Source organism: Anaerolactibacter massiliensis (genome assembly GCF_900290205.1).
Taxonomy (GTDB): Bacteria; Bacillota_I; Bacilli_A; order Erysipelotrichales; family Erysipelotrichaceae; genus Bulleidia; species Bulleidia intestinalis.
In genome coordinates, this window is sequence record NZ_OLMH01000002.1 from 1,964,442 (window position 1) to 1,983,207 (window position 18,766).

Genomic DNA, 18,766 nt, shown 5'->3' on the forward strand with positions numbered 1-18,766 from the left:
AGCCATCTTCTTTTATTCGTCTTCCTCATCGTCGGAAATGTTCAGTTTCCTAATCACAAAATATGCTGCTACACCAATGCCTCCAGCAATTGCCAGAGCTCCTGGGACAGCCCAGTTAATTCCAGATTCTTCTGCTTCTTCCTTTACCATCTCAATCGGTTCTTCTGACTGCTGAGGAGTTGGTGTTTCCTCTACACTCTTAGTCTCCTTTGATGAAGATGGTGCTTCAGATTCTTTTGCCTGTTCTGGTACCGGTGTCGCTGTCACAGTCGGACTTTCTGTCTCAGTAATTACAGGCGTATAAGTCACGATCACATGATCATTACGAACCTGATCAGGATGCCAATAGAGGTCCACATCAGGAATCATCTGAATATCCGCAGTATAACCCTCTACATATGGGGTTGATACACTTTCCCATCCGCACTCACCGTTGTTGCCGATGTGATATTCAACAGCTCCGTTCTGGGCCGTAATCCATACTTCATTGCCGGTAGTCGTCTGATATACCGTATGATTTCGGCCACTGTCATCAGGGAAAACATACTCAATAGTCCTCGTCCATTCCTTCTGCTCTCCATAGCTGACCTTCTCACCGTTTTCATCTGTAAATGTAATCGGATCCTGAGCATAAACATTCTGTACATTCAACATTGCACAGGCAAGTAAGCCTGCCGGCAATATATATTTCCATTTCATACTTCACCAAAAAGGCAGCTGTTTATCTGCTTGAGACTCACAGCCGCCTTTACCCTTTCTTCAGTTATTTCTTATTCAGCTTCGATCTTTTCCTAAGCAGGATGATCAGTGCTGCACCGGCAGCTGCTCCAAGACCTCCGAAGATGATCATATTGGATCCGACTCCTGTCCGTACCCAACTGATTCTTCTTCTGCGGTATCTCGGGCTTCTGCTGATCAGAATTGCCTGATCCTCATCACTGATGTCCGCATGGCTTGTAATCAGAACACCGTCCTGATACAGATCTTCAAACACGACTGCTGTGTAACCATTCAGTGCGCTGGCGTTGAATGTGAACTGCAGTTCAACCGTTCCGTTTTCCGCCTGCGGTGTGAATACCGTATAAGCCGTTACCGGGCTACCATTAGACAGAAGCTCTCCCATATCCCAACCATCAGGATGTCTCCGATGCAGAATGCCCCTGACTTCATATTCCTTGCCCGGTGTCAGGTTACTGTAATAAACAATATCCTTGATTGTCACAGACTCATCCGGACCGACATAGTCGTAACCATCCTTTGCGGAGTATGCCATTGTATGGATTCCCGGCTGTTTTGTATCCGGAGTCGGGGTTGGAGTAGGAGTTGGCGTTGGTGTTGGTGGAGTTTTCTTGTCTTTTACTTCCACTGTCTGCCCTTTGTCATTGATATCGTTATGTGCTGCGATTTCTGTTTCTCCAAGATACAGATATTCAAAAACAACAAGTTTCTGATTATTCAGCTGAGTGGTATCCAGTTCAAATGTTACAGTGACATATCCGTCTGCAGTTGTCGGTGTGAACTCCACTGTAACAGGATCCAATCCATCGATTGGCTTCCCTGTTCCCTGATTCATCAGTACACCTGTCAATTTATATTCTTTGCCCGGAGTAAGATTGCTGTATTCAACCCTATCAGTGATAACAGTATGTTCGGATGGCTTAACGATATGATCTCCGTCCTCCTGATCGGTTGCCGTTGTATGAATCTCAGGTTCCTTGAATTCCACTGTCTGATTCTTATCATTGATATCCGCATGCACAGCGATTTCGATTCCATCCTGTGTGCAGCTTTCGAACGCAACAACAGTGGTGTTCCCCTTCAGAAGATCCGATGAAACCTCAAAAATGACATTCACAGAGCCATCTGACGTTTCAGGGGTGAATTCCACTGTAACAGGATCTACACCTTCAAGCGGCTTTCCGGTCTTCTTGTTCATCAGTGTGCCGGTCATCTCATATGTTTTTCCAACGATCAGTCCACTGTACTTAACCGTATCTGTCAGGATCACTGTTCCGGATTCCTCTTCTGTCGGCGTTGTATCCGCAAGTGTTGTCTGGATTCCCGCAAAAGATACCGTCTGATTTGTATCAAGCAGATCCGTATGCCCGGAGACTCGGTTTCCTTCCATATCATAGAGCTCTTCAAAGAAGACTACGCTCCTGCCAGCCATCTGTGTAGAGTCAAACGTCACAGTAACATCAATCGTCCCGGCCTGCTTTGTCAGAGAGACTGTTGTCTCCTTCGTAACTTCTTTCCCATTGCTGTCCAACACTGGTTCTCCTGTATCGGTGTAGACAAGGCTTGTCTTCAGTACATAGGTTCCATAATCCATTACACCGTTGTACTTCACTGTATCGATCAGTTGCGTATTGGTACTAGGAGCTCCGGTCTGTGTTCCGGATCCTGCATCCTTTGCCGTAGTGGACAACGTAATGCCATAGTCAGTGACTGTTCCAAGATGGACCAGTTTCTGATCTCTGGTGATATAGAAGCTGAAGTTCTGCAGTTCCATGCCGTCATTAGAAGGTGTCCGTACTTCATGCAACGTGTACTGGCCATACGGCAAGGAATTCAGTTCATCATTGACCGCGGCCATATCGCCATCTTCACCAAGTCCGAACCACAGACCGTGATATTCGGTGATGCTGCCGTCTGCCAGTCCTGCGTCCAGATTAATCATGGTTTCGTAGTTGTCTCCGATCTGATCCAGCAGGAAGTCGTTCGCATTTGTATTGTCAGAATGATCGAACTCCGCGGAATGATATTCACCGTTCGGGTCTGTTACCAGAACATGCTTCTCATTGCTGGTGGCATTCTCCAAAACCCAGAGGCTCTGAATCCGTTCCGTTGTGTATCCCTGGATCTTAACGAATTCAAATTCGCCGCGCTTGATCTGGTTCCGGAAAATCATGCGCTCACCTTCCACAGATTTATGATGAGTCTGCTTATCTGTTGTGACGATCTCTCCGTCTGTTTCGATCTCAAAAGTACGCGGTGTACCATCTGTCAGAAGATAAGCATTGTTTGTCTTTGTCTCCTGAATCGTATATGTACCGTATGGCAGTGCCTTATCTTTCGTTTCTGCAATGTAAGCACCAACTTCATCGTTGTAATAAGTCTTGATCACGGTGACCATCTCACCTGGCTGGAACTCTTGCAATGTTCCGGCATCAGAAAGAACAGACAGTGTAGATACATTGGTAATCGTGAACTCGATGTTATTTAGATGAGCTGTCCTCAGTGCATTGTGTGCCTTGCCACCAATTGCCTGGGAAGGATTGACTTCTCCATCCTGATGAGCAGCTTCGCCGCCCTTGTATCCGCCGTCCAGATAATTGCTTCTGTCCACACCGTTCAGTTCTGCCAGCTCCAGATCTTCTTTGAACACTCTGACATCGCCGCGGATCACCTGCTGCAATAACAGGTTCTCGTTATTACTGTCGGTGAAATCAAGAATCTTTCCATCTTCGCGGATCTCAAAGATAACACGCCAGTCGGTATTGAGAGTGTAGCCTCTGGAAGGCTTTGTCTCGACTGCGATATAAGTTCCATACGGCAGCGCTTCTTTTCCAAGTCCTGCACGGCCTTCTGCATCTGTCGTGAGTACAGCGACCAGTTCTGCTCCTTCAAAAGAGCGCGGATCTTCAATGCCATGGAGAATATCAACATGGCCATTACCAGCGGTTACTTCCTCTCCTGTTTCTACCCAATGGAATCCGGATGTTTCCTGATCCTCCGTCGCATACACATAATGCTCAGAGATGTTATAGATCCGAATCTCTGCACCATCCAGTGCTGCATCACCCTGGGCTTCATACTTCTTTCGTTCAAGATCCACTTTCTGGAAACGGACGCCACCTCGGATGATGTCATCAAACAACTTTTCGGCTGTGACAATTTCGCTGTGTGTATGGACTGTAACGATTTCCGCAATACCAGTCACTGAAGGATTTGCATCATTTTCAATCAGATATCCTGTCGGGGCTTTTGTCTCCAGAACAAGGTATGTTCCATATGGAAGCACATCAGTCCCTGTAGCGGCTTCACCATTCTCATCCGTGATGAGTGTCATTACCAGGTTGTCTTCACCATAGGTTACGCTTACCCCATTAACAGAAATGGAAGAGTCTCCCTGGTGACCGATCCGATTGCCATCTACAATGATGTCTTCCTTTGAAATGTTATAGATAGAATATTCTGTTCCTTTCAGGGTTCCATCACCCTGCGGCTTCTGTTCCTTATTGTCAGAATCATGCTTGATGACCTTGATTCCGCCACGCCATACTTCATCAATGATTTTCCCTTCATCACTGTGGGAGAAGTCAGAATACATATGCCCGTTTTCTCTGACATCAAAACTGTCGATCCATTCCTCATTCAGATAATACCCTTCCGGCGCTTTGGTCTCTTTCACTTCATAATCGCCCCATTTCAGGCCGTTTGAGCCTGTTGTAGCGTGTCCTTCCGCGTCAGTGGTAATGGTCTTCACCTTCCTGCCATTGCGGCGGTTATACAGTGTAAATTCGGCTCCAGCGAGTGTTGCATCACCCTGTCCCGGTGTGTCCATGCGATCCGCATCGATTTTGAACACTTCATATCCGCCATGGATCCCAAGTTTGAGCGTTACTTTCACGGAGTCATATGTTTTGCCCGGTGTACCATCGACTCTGCCTGCATACAGCATTCCCTGAGAGTCCACTTCCGATGTGAAATATGCACTGTCACAAGTAAAAGATCCCGGTTCATCCGGCAGATCCGTATCTACAGTAATCGTTACTGTCTCCGGCATTTCATTTGCCTGCTCACTCACTGTCACATAGAGATTGTTTCCAGAGATCCTTGCAGAAACGTCACTTGTCTTGATATCATCGCCACCTGATACAGATACATTAGTCACATAGTACCCATATTCGCTGACATCACTGTTACCACGGAATACAACTTCCTGTCCGGGAATATAATTCTTTGAACTTGCATCAAAAGAAGGCTGGGCATGTACTGCCGTTCCTCCGGATATGGAAGCAGCCCAAGCATATGCATCAGCCAGTGCTGCTTCCCTGTCCTGTCCCCAGATTGCTCTCTGTGCACGCTCAAAATTAGTCCCTGGACCGTCACCTGTTGCATAACCCCATGCAGCAAGAATTCCATCGTCAGATGAAGCCGGACCGGCATAGTGATATCTGCTGGCAACAAATGCATGCCCTCTTTCATAGCACATGAAGGTTCCATCTACTGCAGATATGTGTGTTAGATATACTCCTAAATCCGCAAGCCACCAGTCATGTGCCGCAGAAAGATAACAACCTTCTTCATCCCAGCAGCCTGCGATCTTCATCCGCTTATATTCGTCGGAATTGATATCCATATAATCTTCCGGACGGATTTCAGTTTCCGGCATGATCCACCGGAAAACATCTTCTCTGTCTGTATTTCCAGTCACCAGATAGCCAGTCATTCTCGCAGCCGCAAAAGATGTGGAGAGTGCTGTAACGTAGTAATCGACGCAGCTGCCGAAATTGGAATTGATCACTACCTGTCCTTTATTGGTTGCTGCACCGACAGTAATCACGTTACCCATATTTGCAGGAAAATAGCCACTGGCATCAGTACCTCTGTTTCCAGCCGCGACAACAACTGTAATTCCTTTATCAGTTGCCTCTGTCAGAATCTCTTTAACTGCCCTGGTGTTTTCAGAGTCTGGCATTGCTGCGGAAATATTGATGATATCCACATCCGCTTCGATCGCATATCTGACTGCCGCATAGATATTGGACAATGATGCTGTACCATCATCATTGAACGCCTTGATTGAAAGAATCTTTGCCCTTCCATCTGATGCATTCAGAATCGTTTCAGCCATCATTGTTCCATGACCATTGTTGTCACCATCCGGATCACTGGTCAGATTGATGGAATCCACGTTATATCCATTAACACCTGTATCGATCAGTGCCACATATGATCCGGTTTCACTGATATTCTGCAGATGCTGTAGTCTTTGGTTTTCTGTATAATGACCAGCCTGAATCAGAAGATCATCAGCACACAGTTCCATCCGCTCATCTCTGACTGGAGATGCATCTGTCAGTGAAGAAATTGTCACCATTGCATCATCGACATTTCCGGCATCTTCCAGACTGATAATGTAAGATCCTTCGTAATAGACCGCTGTTCCTTCAACATCAAGTATTTCACTCAGATCATCCTCAGTATTTGCCACAAGACGCCGACTGTCATCATCACTCAGGCCAGCCACTGCAGATGCCATATCCGCGGCGTCTTTCGCTTCATAAACAAAAAGTGGAGACTCATCCACTTCCTCGGTTTCTTCAACAGTTTCCTCCTGGATCTCTTCAATGGAATCTGTATTTTCTGACTCGATCTCCTCTATCGGCAGTTCCAATTCTTCCGCTTCTGTGTTCTCTTCCTGTGTTACCACCGGTTCCGGAGAAACTTCTTCTTCCGGCGCCACAGTTTCCACTGCTTCCGATGATTCCTTCTCATCCGGAACTGGCTCCTCCGGTTCTGCTGTTTCTGTGACTTCTGGTTCGATTGCTTCCTCAGGATTTGCCGTTTCTTCCAAGACAGACTGTTCGGTAGTCTCCTGGGTCTCTTCAGTATTATTCTCTTCGTCTTCCGCAAATACTGAATGATTCACCGATGAGAATGTTACCAGTAAAGCCAGAGATACCGTTCCAAGCCTTCTCAAAAGATCCGGTCTTCTTTTTCTTTCCTTCATGTAGCCTCCTTCTTCTCTTCTATATCCAATCAGGCTGCCGGCCTGACACTTGCCATAATTAAAATGCAGAGACCTGATAAATGATCTCTGCATACATGCGTATTCCATTTACTGTTTCATAGTTCCAGTTCCGGCAATGCTTCGCGCAGTAACTTACGGATCAACTCCTTTGCATGAGTTTCTTCCTCTGGAGTCATTTCTATCTTTTCCCTTTTTTTATCTTCTTCCTCCATCTGCTTATACATAAGCTTTCTGTTATGCGCTCTTGCTTTTTCCTTCTCCGGTTCGGTCATTTCATCTGTAACGGTAATAATGTCAGCCATGTTCATTACCTCCTTGCACAGGAATACTAGCAAGGCCCGAAGCACATAACAAATGTCTATATTTGCTGGTGTTGAAAATAATGCACAAATTTCATTGAACTATATTTGTCAGTTTTGAAACTCGTGCGCAAATTCAGTCATTGTTTTCCACAATCTTGTGTTGATAACTCTACATGCATAAGGATTCAATGTATTCTCTTGCCCGGATATAACCGGCTTCCCACCGGATAGCTTCTTCTACCGTCTGAAACATCTGTCTGTCACACCCGTCGTAAATATCTGCTGTCTCCAAATACCCATCATTTCGGATACGGAGACTTCTGCCATTGACATCACAGAGGTCCTGCAGGAACTGCCCCTGCTCATTCTTCAAATCGATCATATTGATACTCCTGGGGCAATTTGCCCCAAACATCGTCACGCAGCCATTACTGCAGAAAGCTGATTCTCATTCTGCAGTCGGTATGCGTAATCTTCTGCCAACTCAAATGTCTTATCAGTGCTGTCATAATGGTAAATATGATCTGAAAGTTGTTCTTCAACAGCGACCATTGCTGAATTCACTTCCTGCAGCATCGATTCAAGATGCTGATATGAGACCTGTGTTGATTCCGGTATAACAAGGCATTCATGGATGCTCGATGGAATGACATAAAAATCACCATCGATCATATCCGCAATCTTCTCCATTGCCTCTGGATAAAACAACGCAGCAGCACCATTGATTGTCTGATCATTTGTGACTACAAGCATATTATTCTTATTGTTTTTCGGAGCCTCCAGCCCTTCTTCAGAAGCCATATCAAAGATCATTGCTTCGAGTGACTGTATTCTTATCGGGAACAGTTTCTGACTGTTATCAATAGCATCCTTGAATAATCTATCCTCTGTAATGCCATATGCTTTCATCAGATTGTCATTCACTACGGTACTGGCGATGCCACGATCCTTGGAGACCAGTACGTGACAGGTCATGACAAGATCCTCTTTGATCTTATGTGGTACAGTCTCAAGCATCTGTTCATTTCGTGCAGCGTTACTGACACGAATGAAGAGTTTATCCTTTGCCTTCTCATAATCTGTAATCCATTCATAATCTGTCCCCAAAGAATGCGTCATGATAACCTGTGCCATTTCACGCATAAGAAATTTTGCTTCACTGCCTTTCACAAATTCTTTGTAGTACTGTTCCAGGTTAATTGTTGGAGTGGCTCTCATTTCCGGCACACGTACTGTTAAGCCCGTATAGCTACTGCCCAGTTTCCTGACCGGCTCAACTGCAACAATACCGTCCTGATACTCTGAAGGAAGATATCCTTTAATCGTTTCTGACACATACTTTGTAAACTCATTGAAGTTCATCGCCGGCATTATGCTCTTCCTCCTTCTCGGTTTTTTCCAGATCAGTTAATTGCGACTGATAGTACTTCAACCGTTTGTACAGCATTTCTTCATCCATTTTCTGAATTTCCATCTTTCTTTCCTCTCTTCTTCCACAAAAGAAAAGATCCTGCACGTGGGGAATTAATGCAGGATCCCGTTCCTGATGCCTGAGCATCTATTAACCGTTTGCACCTTCAAGTCAAGTGTGGGGGAGTGACTGAAGATTGTACCTATGAATGATGGGTTCACCATTCATTCTGATACGATAGCATTATATTCTCGAAAACTAGGCAATGTTTGCCATCTTTTCTCATCCAAATTTGGCAAAAAGTGTAAGAGTTTTTGCCAACATATTTATAAACGTTAGTTTACAAACTCTTTTTATTGAAGAATCGGGCATCCATACACATCGTATAGATTCAAAGAAAACGCATCTATCATTTTCTTCTTTGCTGAGCTTAATAGCCGATAATAGCTTCTGACTGAAAAGGAACACTTCCGACTTATTTTTGAGTAGTTCTCATGATAGAAATATCTCCTGACAATCACAGCTCTTTCTTCCCTGTTCAATTCCTTATTGAATATTTCTGCCCACGATTTTATGCGGTCAAAGTTAACATCATCTTCATTGATCATTTCCGTTATGCTGCTTAGTTTCATTGTCACAGTATCCGATTGCGGGACTTTAATGATTGATGCCGTATTTACCGGAAAATAACTACGCTGGTATTTACCATTGGGCACCGCGCAATAGTTATCGGTAGTAAAGGACATAATCGGAACTGAATCATATACACTCATGATATCTGCCCACAACTCCAGGAAGTCTTCCAGCCGTTCTTCCCCTGTTCCTGGCTGACTGATGATTTCATTCCATGTCCTCATACCGTCGCCTCTTTCTTTATCACTGCAGACATTGCAGAAGATATTTCCTGATCTGTAAACATTTGATGTTTTGCTCGCCATTCAAAATCCTCTTCACCAATTACCGGTTTGATCTTTTCAAGAAACAGCTCATCTTTCTGTCTCAGCAATTCATAAAACAGCATTCGTTCTATATACATGGCATTGCGCTGCATTGTTTCATATTGCAGCAGACTGGTTTTATAGTCATCAGCCATTTTAAGAAGGCGAAAATTTTCCCTCTTAAGATTAGTAATGATCGCCGGGTTATTATCAATTTCTATTGTCAAAGCATATTCATTGATCTTTTCTGCCGCCGAAAGTAGTTCATCGTATAAAGTCATAGTCTTCTCCTACTTTGGGGCAAATTGCCCCAAACAGCACTCATTCAGGATCGCACATATATCAGTGCCTCCAATGTATCCTGAACCTCTCGCAAAAGTTCATTTAAGTTCTGACGTTCATAATCAGTCAGCACCGTCAGATCTACGTTGGTCAGGTATTTGTTGACGTTTTTCAGTTTCTTGGTAACAACTTCATTTACATCCTTTTCCTTTTCTGATTTCCAAAGAAATCTCTTATCCTCACCATTTAGGATCTTTTCGTCAGAATTGAAATAGGCAAGGATCCCCTTTACAGTCCCATCAGAGATTCCTGTCATCTCCGTGATCCACTCGCGTTCTCGACCGGCAGGTTTCTTCCCTTCCTGGATCAGTTTTTGATAGTACTGGTGAAGTTGCCACACCTTCTCCCGCCGCTCTTCTTTGGTGTCCGGATGATGAGCATTGCTGCAGATGGCGATCAATCCGAATTCATCTTCATCCAACGACTCATCCAGATACTGACAGGGCACAAGTCCTTTGAGTCTCCGGCCAAGATACATATAATCTCCACCCTCTCTGGTGATCTGCTCAATTGCCAGGTATCTCTTGTGGCCTGTATTCAGCAGATAGCCGTTCTGCGTCTTTTTGACCAGCAGTGGCTGTAAAAGACCAACCTCTTCAATGCTCTGTCTTTTGATCCGGATCTCTTCATCGTTGACAGTCCAGATATTTTCCGGATTGAGGCGAATGTCTTCAAGATCCAGATAGACGATCTTTCCTTTCCTGGCTTCCTCAATACTATCCTGATTCAGTAATCCTTTTTCACGGTCTGTAAGCAGTCCCATCTTTATGCCTCCCCCATGACTTCTTCAATGAAGTCTCTGTAATCCTGTGCAACGTTTGCCTTCTGATTATCAATCAATATCCCACTCTGGAATCCGGCATCCTTGACCGGCTTTGACTGAAATCTGATCTGTGATCTGAACACATGATTATCCCCATAGGCTTCACGTATTCTTTCGCAGTACTGCCTGTCGGTATTATTTCTCTGAAGCATTGTGATCAGGATCCTGTAATTGAAATCAACCCCATCGATCTGTTCGAGGATCTCCTTACAGTGGTCAAGCGTCAGAACAATACCATCTTCTGATCCCTTATCCGCAACTGTCGGAATGATCACTTCATCACAGGCACATAACGCATTTGTGCTGCACATGTTCAGTGAAGGATTGTTATCAATCACGATCTCTTCATATTCCTTCAGATCTCTCAGTGCCCTCCTCAGTTTGAACTGCTGGATTCCTGCTGTCTCCTGCAACATTCTCCTCTCAATTGCAAACAGGTAGATGCTGGATGGAACGATATCCAGATTCCGAACTCTGGTCGGATAGATACAATCCCGGATATTAGCTTCCCCTGCCATTACATCGGTGATTGTCTTCTCCGGCGTGATATCCGGAAGTAAAATGTTCGACAGGTTTGCCTGACCATCGAAATCGATCAGCAGTGTCTTTCTGCCAGCATAAGCGAATCCGGCGGCCAGATTCATTGCGGTCGTTGTTTTCCCCACACCACCTTTTACGGTTAATATTGCTCTTATCATCATTCCTCACCTTTCCTGGTTATTACCATTTCTTCCACCATGGACCATGCCCATACCACTCATCAGCCCATGGATCAAATTGAACATCATCCCGGAGATTCATTTCGTATTCTGATTCCTCATTTTCGACTTCAACGTCATCAAACAGACCCAGAAAGAATCCTCCGGCGATCATGATCAGTGCGACTAATACGACCATTCCTCAACACCTCTTTTCCTGCAATTCATTCCCTCATTTTCAGGAGCCGCATACGATTGTCGATTTCCTCAAAACCGTTTGGGCCAAGCTGAACAAACATCCTAAACGATTTCGGATCATATGCCTGATATATTTCCGCTGATCTGACAGCTTCGATCAGTTCCGAGTCGGAGTACAGCGGTGCATAATACCTGCACAGTTTCTCCAACTCGTTTTGTTTGTCCGGATCGTCAACTCCCTGCCGGATAAGCTGTATCACGCTGTCGATATCCCGTACCGGATCCACAACTTCTCTGTCCGGAAGATCATCAAAGCCATTCAGGCCGCTTTCAAAACACCTCTGCAGACAGGCAGTTGTATATGCCAGATTCTCGCCATGATATTTTCTGGTCGTTTTGAGATTATGCAGCAATAAGCTGTAGTCCGTTGTTTTCAGCAGTTCGATCAGCAGAGACAGTTCTGAAGTGGATGGTTCCTGATCAAAACCCACACGATACAGTTCATTCAGCCTTTGACGGTTTTGGACGGTCTCCTTAATATACTCCTGTATATTCTTATTCTCTTTACTCTCAAAAAGAGGATGGTTATCATCAAAGCTTTCACTCGGTTTTCGTTTGATAAAACCGTCTAATTCGCATTGTTTATGCGGGTTTTCTGCACCTTCCTTAGACGGTTCATAGACGGTCTTAGACGGTTCCTTAGACGGTAAATAGATAGTCTTAGATGGTGAATGATAACCGTCTAAACCGTCTAAGTGATAAGTGTCTAAACCATCTATCCGCAGTGCTTCTATGATTTCAGGGGTGATGTTTTTTCCGGTGATTTTGCATATCAAAAATCTGGAAATGCTTTCCGGAACCATCTTCTTCTGGCCCATTGTAACAATATGACTTTCCCACCCTAACCGCTTTATATGATTGATGACTGTCTGCTTAATGCAGCCTGCTTTCTTAGCAATGTCCGCATATGACATCATTGGCTTTTCTGGCGCAGGTAGCTGCAACTTTTTATCACCTTCCTTTAACTGCTTTCTGCGCTCTCTTTGATAAACAGCACTCTTCGTATCATTTCCTATACTCAGCGGTCGAACAACGTCAGTATTGCTGTTCTGCTTATGAAGCGTAGGTTCCTTAGGATCTCCGGAGATCGTCAGTCCGGTAATCGCCATGAATCCATCCGAGTTGATATAGATCAATGATCCCTGGATCAAGGTCGCTACGCCATCTTTGATAGAGACATCCGTAAAGCCGCCCTTCATCTCCGCTTCCAGATCATCAGCTGTTACAGGAAGTACCTGCTCACCGATTCGACGGCAAAGAACACCCCCATAGTTTGCGTATTTCAGAGCGAGCCGGATCCATAACCATAAATACTCCGGTCCGTGCTTCAGCCGTTCAATCGCTGCCACCTCTTCACAAGTATCAATTCCCAATTCGACTTTCAGGAAATAAAATGTATCGTTTTTCCCCATAGATTTCTCTCCTTCCCTGTTCAAAATCCGATAATTTTACGAGGGTTTCATTGTTGCGCTTCATAGTTTTTCACCAAAAAAAGTGAGCCGGAAAAATCGACTCACTTATGGATATTTATGGTGAATATTTTTATGCAAAAATGCTCAAAACTGAGAAACCTTTTTTTCCACTAAATCTCCATAACTGGCCATATGTGGTAAAAATTTGTGGTACGATTTGTGGTACGGTCTCAAAAATGGCTTATTTATGCGCTAATCTTCACGTGGTTTCATTGTCGGGAACAGAAGAACATCTCTGATTGAATCGCATCCTGTCAGCAGCATCACGAATCGATCAATGCCGAACCCGATGCCGCCAGTCGGAGGCAGGCCATATTCCAGTGCTTCGACATAGTCTTCATCCATCTCAGAAGCTTCTTCATCTCCAAGCTTCTTCGCTTCGAGCTGTGCTTCGAACCGCTTCTTCTGGTCAATCGGATCATTGAGCTCTGTGAAGGCATTATCCATTTCAATGCCGCAGATCTCCAGTTCAAAGCGCTGGGTAAAGCGAGGATCATCAGGATTCTTCTTCGCCAGCGGAGAAATCTCGATCGGATGCCCCCAGATGAAGGTCGGCTGAACGATCTTGTCTTCGCAGAACTGATCAAAGAACAGACTGATGATATTGCCGACCGTGCGCTGATGAGGTTCGACTTCAACATTATGCTCTTTCGCTAGCTTCAGTGCATCTTCCACACTCATCGGCTGCCAGAAGTCGACACCGGTCACTTCCTTGACGGCATCTACCATGTTCCATCTCTTGAACGGAGCCTTCAGAGAAATCTGCTGACCCATGAATTCAAAGTCTGTCTTTCCGAACACTTCCATGGCGACAGATTCATAGAGATTCTCATTGAGTTCCATCATTCCGGAAAGATCAGAATAAGCACAATACGCTTCCATCGTCGTGAATTCCGGATTATGCTTCAGATCCATGCCCTCATTCCGGAATACCCGGCCGATTTCATAGACCTTCTCGAGATCGCCGACAATCAGACGCTTCAATGGGAGCTCCGTGGCAATGCGCAGATAGAAATCCTTGTCCAGCGCATTATGATGCGTGATGAACGGCTTTGCATTTGCTCCCCCGAGAATCGGCTGCAGAATCGGGGTTTCAACCTCAATATATCCCTGGCTGTCCATATAGTGACGGATCGCCGAAATGATCCGCGGGCGCAGAATCGCGATCCTGCGGCTGTCATCATTCATGATCAGATCCAGATATCTTCTGCGATAGCGCTCTTCCTTGTCAGTCAGTCCATGATACTTCTCCGGCAGCGGGCGCAATGCCTTGCTGAGATGGGTATACTCATGCACCTCGATGGAAAGCTCGCCGGTCTGCGTTTTGATGACTCTGCCCTTGACGCCGATGATATCGCCGAGATCAGCCATCTTGAACAGATTGTAGATATCTTCTCCGACAATGCGTTCATTCACGACTGCCTGAATCCTGCCATCGCGGTCCAGCAGATGCATGAATCCGAGCTTGCCCATGCGGCGCTTGGACATGATGCGCCCGGCAATGGATACTTCGGCATTCTTCTCATTCAGCTCTTCGGCAGTCATGCCGCCATACTGAGCAAAGATTTCAGAAGACTCATGCGTACGCTTGTAAGCATGTCCGAAAGGATCAATGCCCATCTTCCGCAGTTCTTCCATCTTCTCTCTTCTGGAAGCCTCCTGGTCGGTCAGCGAAAGCTCTTCAGCATTCTCCGCCAGCTTTGCAATCTTATCTTTGACTTTATTCTTCTTTTCTTCTGCCTCCTTGCGTTTTGCAGCAAGTTCCGGATGGGCAGCTTCAAATGCCTTGCGGCGCTCTTCCTTGAGTCTGGCCTTTTCTTCTTTTGTCATTTCTTCAGACATATCCAATCCCTCCATGTATAAAAGACTCTCATCGTCAGGGACGAGAGTCATTCGTGGTACCACCCTGCTTCGCATCATGCGGATCATGATGCCTCATTGTGCCATAACGCCGGTCTGCGGTATGCTCCGGAGTTCTTTCCCTGATCTCTGTCCTGTCTTCCTTTCACCAGACGGAAGCTCTCTGCTTCAGAACCAATTGAAATCAGGCCTTCTCCTTCATTGCGCCGGATTCATTCTAACATGGTTTCCTTCCATTTCAACGGAAAGAAAAAAGACTGCGACAGTGCACAGTCTTCTTTCAATAGGAGGAAATAATACTATTCCTTGACACCGCCGGCAGCCACGCCGCCGACAATGTTCTTGGACAGAAACAGATAAACAAGGATAACCGGGAAGATCGAGAACGAGATCATCATGTACACCTGGCCCATATCGAACTTCAGGAAGTCTGCAGAGCGCAGCTGAGCAATCAGAATCGGCAGGGTCTTCATCGTATCCTTATGCAGGATCAGTGCCGGCGTGAAGTAGTTGTTCCAGGAAGAAACAAACGTGAAGATTGCCTGGACTGCAATTGCCGGCTTCATCAGCGGAAGCACAATCTGGTTGAACGTCATAAACTCACTTGCCCCGTCAATTCTCGCCGCCTCAATCAGAGAAAGCGACAGGTTCGAATCCATGTACTGCTTCAGGTAGAAGAAGACAGCCGGAGCCGCAATGCTCGGAATGATCAGCGGAACGAAGTTATCCATCAGGCCCATCTTATTGACAAGATTGATGAATCCCAATGCCGTGACCTGTGTCGGAATCGTCATGATCGCGAGGATGAACGTGAAGATCGCTTTCTTGCCTTTGAAGTTATAGGCATGAATCGCATACGCAGTCATCGTCGAGAAATAAGTACACAGCAATGCACTGCATCCTGCGATGATCACGGAATTGCGCATACCGGACCATACCGGCTGAGTGCTGTGCATCAGGTTGTACCAGTTCTCGAACAGATGGGAACTCGGCACTGCCGAGAAGCCGCGGCTTAATTCAGAGTTGCTGCGGGTTGCGTTGATGAACAGGATATAGAACCAGATCAGGCAGAGAAACGACAGCAGGATCAGCACGATATATGCAACGGCTCTTCTGCCATGAACGGAATTCTTTTCAGGCTTGCTATTGTCAGTCATATTCATGCCTCCTTATCTGGACTTCTTCACATTGTCCGCATAGGAAATCCGATAGACAATGAGACTCAGGATACCCGTGATGATGAACAGGATCACAGACAGCGCTCCGGCCATACCATAGTTCTTGCTGTAGAGATGCTTGTTCAGATACATGATCAGCGTCATCGAAGTTCTCGCCGGATCGCCGCTGCCATTGGTCAATATCTGCGGCACATCGAACATCTGCAGGCCGCCGATCAGAGAAGTGATCAGCACATACACCAGAATCGGTCTCAGAATCGGAAGCGTGATTTTCCAGAAAATCTGGTTTGCGGTTGCGCCATCGATCTCCGCTGCCTCAAACAGCGACTGGTCAATGCCCATCATGCCTGCCATCAGAAGGATCGTCGTATTCCCGAACCACATGACGAAGTTCATGAACGCAACCAGTGTTCTGACCGCGCCGACACTATTCATAAATGAGAACGGCTTGCTCAGGACCCCCATCTGAACCAGAATGCTGTTGATCGGTCCGGTATCTGCAAACAGCGTGAAGAACAGCATGGAGAATGCGGATGCCATGATCAGATTCGGCAGGTAGATAACCGTCTTGAAGAATCTCTGTGCCTTGAGCTTCAAAGACGGATCCGTGAACCACGCTGCTAATAACAGCGAGAAGAAGATCTGCGGAATGAAGCCGCCGATCCACATGATCATCGTATTGCCCGAATACTTCAGCAGATCCTGATTGGCAAACAGAGTCTGATAGTTAGCAAATCCGATGAAATTCGGACCGATCTGCTTCAGACCAGACCGATAGTTCTCAAAGAAACTGTTATAGATGGTAGTGACTAACGGAATCAGCTGAAATACCACATAAGTCACCGCAAACGGAATCAGGAAGATGTATCCCCAGCGATTGACATCCTTCTTCTTTTTCGCAATGGTCTTTTCCATAGTCTTATTCCCCTCACTTCGAATGCTTCTTAAAGTCAGATCGAATCAGAGATTCAGTCTGGCTTTAAGAAATCAGAGCCCGTCCGCCAGGGCAGGCTCTGATTCATGATTCGTCAATTACTTCAGATTGTCCGTCTTGAGATCCGGATACTTCTCGCTGATTGCAGTAGCGAATGCTGCAAGTGCATCTTCATAGGTCTTATAGTTGCCATCGAAGTAGCCCTTCATAGCCGTCTGGAACTCTTCAGTGCAGCCCTGATCATAATCGGAGATGTTGCTCATATCGACCTTCTCAGCGCCTTCTTCAAGCATCTGATACGGGTTCTGTCCGCCGAGCAGTGCGAGGTTGCCTTCATCCGAACCAGCAAGTTCCGTCAGAACAGACTTGGAGTTGACACAGTCAGAATCCTTCTGAGCGATTTCCTTCAGAACATCCTTGTCGGTGGTCATCGTCAGAATGACATCCTTGACGAGCGTCGGGTTATCGGTTCCAGTAGCTGCTGCGATCCAGGTGCCGCCCCAGTAGAAGGACTGCGGACCAACGACATAGCCCCAGCCGCCCTTGGCAGCGATGGACTCTGCATCATCCTGAGCCAGGCAGAAGTTGAAGAACCATGCCGGTCCGAAGTAGCAGAAGATCTTACCGGAAGCGTACTTGCCTTTTGCCCAGTCATCGCCCCAGAGATCGTAGGTATTCTCTTCTCCCGCATCAGCCAGTTCCTTGGAATCATCAACCCAGGCCTTGATGTTGTCATCGACCTGAACCTGATTATCATCGCTGACCCACTTCTCGGATACATTGTTGGAATATACACGGTACGTATCGTTGACAGAGCACATTACATAGCCAGCGTCCTTAGCCTTGGCAGCAGTTTCCTTGTATGCATCCCAGCTGCTGACAGCCTTCTGGACTTCTTCCGGATCATCTGTTCCGAGGATTTCCTTAGCTGCTTCACGGTTATAAATCAGACCAGCAGAGCAAGCCTGCCAGGAAGCACCCTTCAGAGCACCCGTGGAATCCGTGACGATATCCTTGGTGTACTGGAACTGATCAGAGAGATCGGAATCACTGATTCCCAGATCGCTCAGCGGCATCGTGACATCGCTGTTGACATACTTCAGCGCATAGTCAGCTTCCATCAGGAAGATATCAACCTTGTCATCTGCGGAAGCATCTGCGTTACCAGGAAGGATCGAGTCCAGATTATTCTGATAAGCATTGTCATCAGACGGAGTGATGATGAAGTTTACGGTCACATCACCGATCTTGCCGCCCTTGGTCACATCATCCTTGTCATTTGCGACGAAGCCAGGATAATGATCTGCGAGTCTGGAAGCAAATTCTGTATTCCAGCACTGAATGTTGAGAACCTTGCCCTCATCGGACGCTGCCGCTGCGGTTTCAGCCGCCGCTGCAGAAGTTGCTGCTGCAGCTGCGGATGTTGCTGCAGCTGCTGCTCCGTCAGACGATCCGCCGCAAGCTGCGAGACTTGCTGCCATCGTTGCGGAGAGTAAAACACTGACTACCTTTTTCATTCTTGGTTCTTCCTCCCTTTATAGCCTTGTGTTTATATCAGGCGGTGCCAGTACCGCCATGATAACCCTCACGAATCACTCCTTGCTCTGCAATAGTGTTGAAATTTCAGCATTTCGAGTTTCCGATTGCTTTATTTTTCAACGCTTTTTGTTTCGACACTGTCAATGTAACCCCTATCATTCTGATTTGCAATGATTTTTTCCAACTTTTTTAAAAAATTCTATTGACATCAAATATTTTTTCGATTATCGTAAACGTTTCAATTCGCATCA

At 46.0% G+C, this 18,766-nt stretch carries 16 protein-coding genes; all 16 read right to left on the minus strand.

The genetic code is table 11. The annotated features are described in order from the left end of the window. Positions 1-12 precede the first annotated feature (12 nt). Complete coding sequence (locus tag C7E00_RS12890; RefSeq protein ID WP_135358229.1) at positions 13-699, minus strand: mucin-binding protein; 687 nt, start codon at positions 697-699, stop codon at positions 13-15. A 64-nt stretch (positions 700-763) separates the two neighbouring features. Then, positions 764-6,739, minus strand: a complete 5,976-nt coding sequence (locus C7E00_RS12895; RefSeq protein WP_167836601.1) for a VaFE repeat-containing surface-anchored protein — start codon at positions 6,737-6,739, stop codon at positions 764-766. 116 nt (positions 6,740-6,855) lie between these two features. After that, on the minus strand, positions 6,856-7,062 hold the full coding sequence (locus C7E00_RS12900) for a hypothetical protein (protein WP_105304645.1): 207 nt from the start codon (positions 7,060-7,062) through the stop codon (positions 6,856-6,858). Positions 7,063-7,231: 169 nt separating this feature from the next. After that, on the minus strand, positions 7,232-7,444 hold the full coding sequence (locus tag C7E00_RS12905) for a hypothetical protein (protein WP_105304646.1): 213 nt from the start codon (positions 7,442-7,444) through the stop codon (positions 7,232-7,234). A 35-nt stretch (positions 7,445-7,479) separates the two neighbouring features. After that, complete coding sequence (locus tag C7E00_RS12910; protein ID WP_105304647.1) at positions 7,480-8,433, minus strand: DUF5688 family protein; 954 nt, start codon at positions 8,431-8,433, stop codon at positions 7,480-7,482. Beyond that, positions 8,411-8,536: a hypothetical protein gene (locus C7E00_RS16645; RefSeq protein WP_275656065.1), complete on the minus strand. Its 126-nt coding sequence runs from the start codon at positions 8,534-8,536 to the stop codon at positions 8,411-8,413. Before C7E00_RS16645 ends, C7E00_RS12910 begins: the two co-directional genes overlap by 23 nt. A 290-nt stretch (positions 8,537-8,826) precedes the next feature. Further along, positions 8,827-9,330: an RNA polymerase sigma factor sigma-70 region 4 domain-containing protein gene (locus tag C7E00_RS12920; protein WP_105304649.1), complete on the minus strand. Its 504-nt coding sequence runs from the start codon at positions 9,328-9,330 to the stop codon at positions 8,827-8,829. Next, complete coding sequence (locus tag C7E00_RS12925) at positions 9,327-9,692, minus strand: hypothetical protein (RefSeq protein ID WP_105304650.1); 366 nt, start codon at positions 9,690-9,692, stop codon at positions 9,327-9,329. The genes C7E00_RS12920 and C7E00_RS12925 overlap by 4 nt, the downstream gene beginning before the upstream one ends. Positions 9,693-9,736: 44 nt before the next feature. After that, a complete protein-coding gene (locus tag C7E00_RS12930) occupies positions 9,737-10,516 on the minus strand; it encodes a ParB/RepB/Spo0J family partition protein (RefSeq protein ID WP_105304651.1) in 780 nt (259 codons plus the stop codon). Between the two features lie 2 nt (positions 10,517-10,518). Continuing rightward, complete coding sequence (locus tag C7E00_RS12935) at positions 10,519-11,277, minus strand: AAA family ATPase (RefSeq protein WP_105304652.1); 759 nt, start codon at positions 11,275-11,277, stop codon at positions 10,519-10,521. Positions 11,278-11,296: 19 nt separating this feature from the next. Further along, entirely contained in the window at positions 11,297-11,473 is a 177-nt protein-coding gene (locus tag C7E00_RS16255) for a hypothetical protein (protein ID WP_167836603.1), read from the minus strand. A 25-nt stretch (positions 11,474-11,498) separates the two neighbouring features. Beyond that, the gene (locus C7E00_RS12940; RefSeq protein WP_105304653.1) at positions 11,499-12,944 is read right to left on the minus strand and encodes a hypothetical protein; all 1,446 of its coding nucleotides are present in this window, start codon (positions 12,942-12,944) and stop codon (positions 11,499-11,501) included. 252 nt (positions 12,945-13,196) lie between these two features. Further along, on the minus strand, positions 13,197-14,846 hold the full coding sequence (gene lysS / locus C7E00_RS12945) for a lysine--tRNA ligase (protein WP_275656066.1): 1,650 nt from the start codon (positions 14,844-14,846) through the stop codon (positions 13,197-13,199). Between the two features lie 317 nt (positions 14,847-15,163). Next, positions 15,164-16,021: a carbohydrate ABC transporter permease gene (locus C7E00_RS12950; RefSeq protein ID WP_204378630.1), complete on the minus strand. Its 858-nt coding sequence runs from the start codon at positions 16,019-16,021 to the stop codon at positions 15,164-15,166. A gap of 12 nt (positions 16,022-16,033) precedes the next feature. Next, on the minus strand, positions 16,034-16,957 hold the full coding sequence (locus C7E00_RS12955; protein ID WP_105304655.1) for a carbohydrate ABC transporter permease: 924 nt from the start codon (positions 16,955-16,957) through the stop codon (positions 16,034-16,036). A 117-nt stretch (positions 16,958-17,074) separates the two neighbouring features. Next, the gene (locus C7E00_RS12960) at positions 17,075-18,493 is read right to left on the minus strand and encodes a type 2 periplasmic-binding domain-containing protein (RefSeq protein WP_105304656.1); all 1,419 of its coding nucleotides are present in this window, start codon (positions 18,491-18,493) and stop codon (positions 17,075-17,077) included. Between the last annotated feature and the right edge of the window lie 273 nt (positions 18,494-18,766).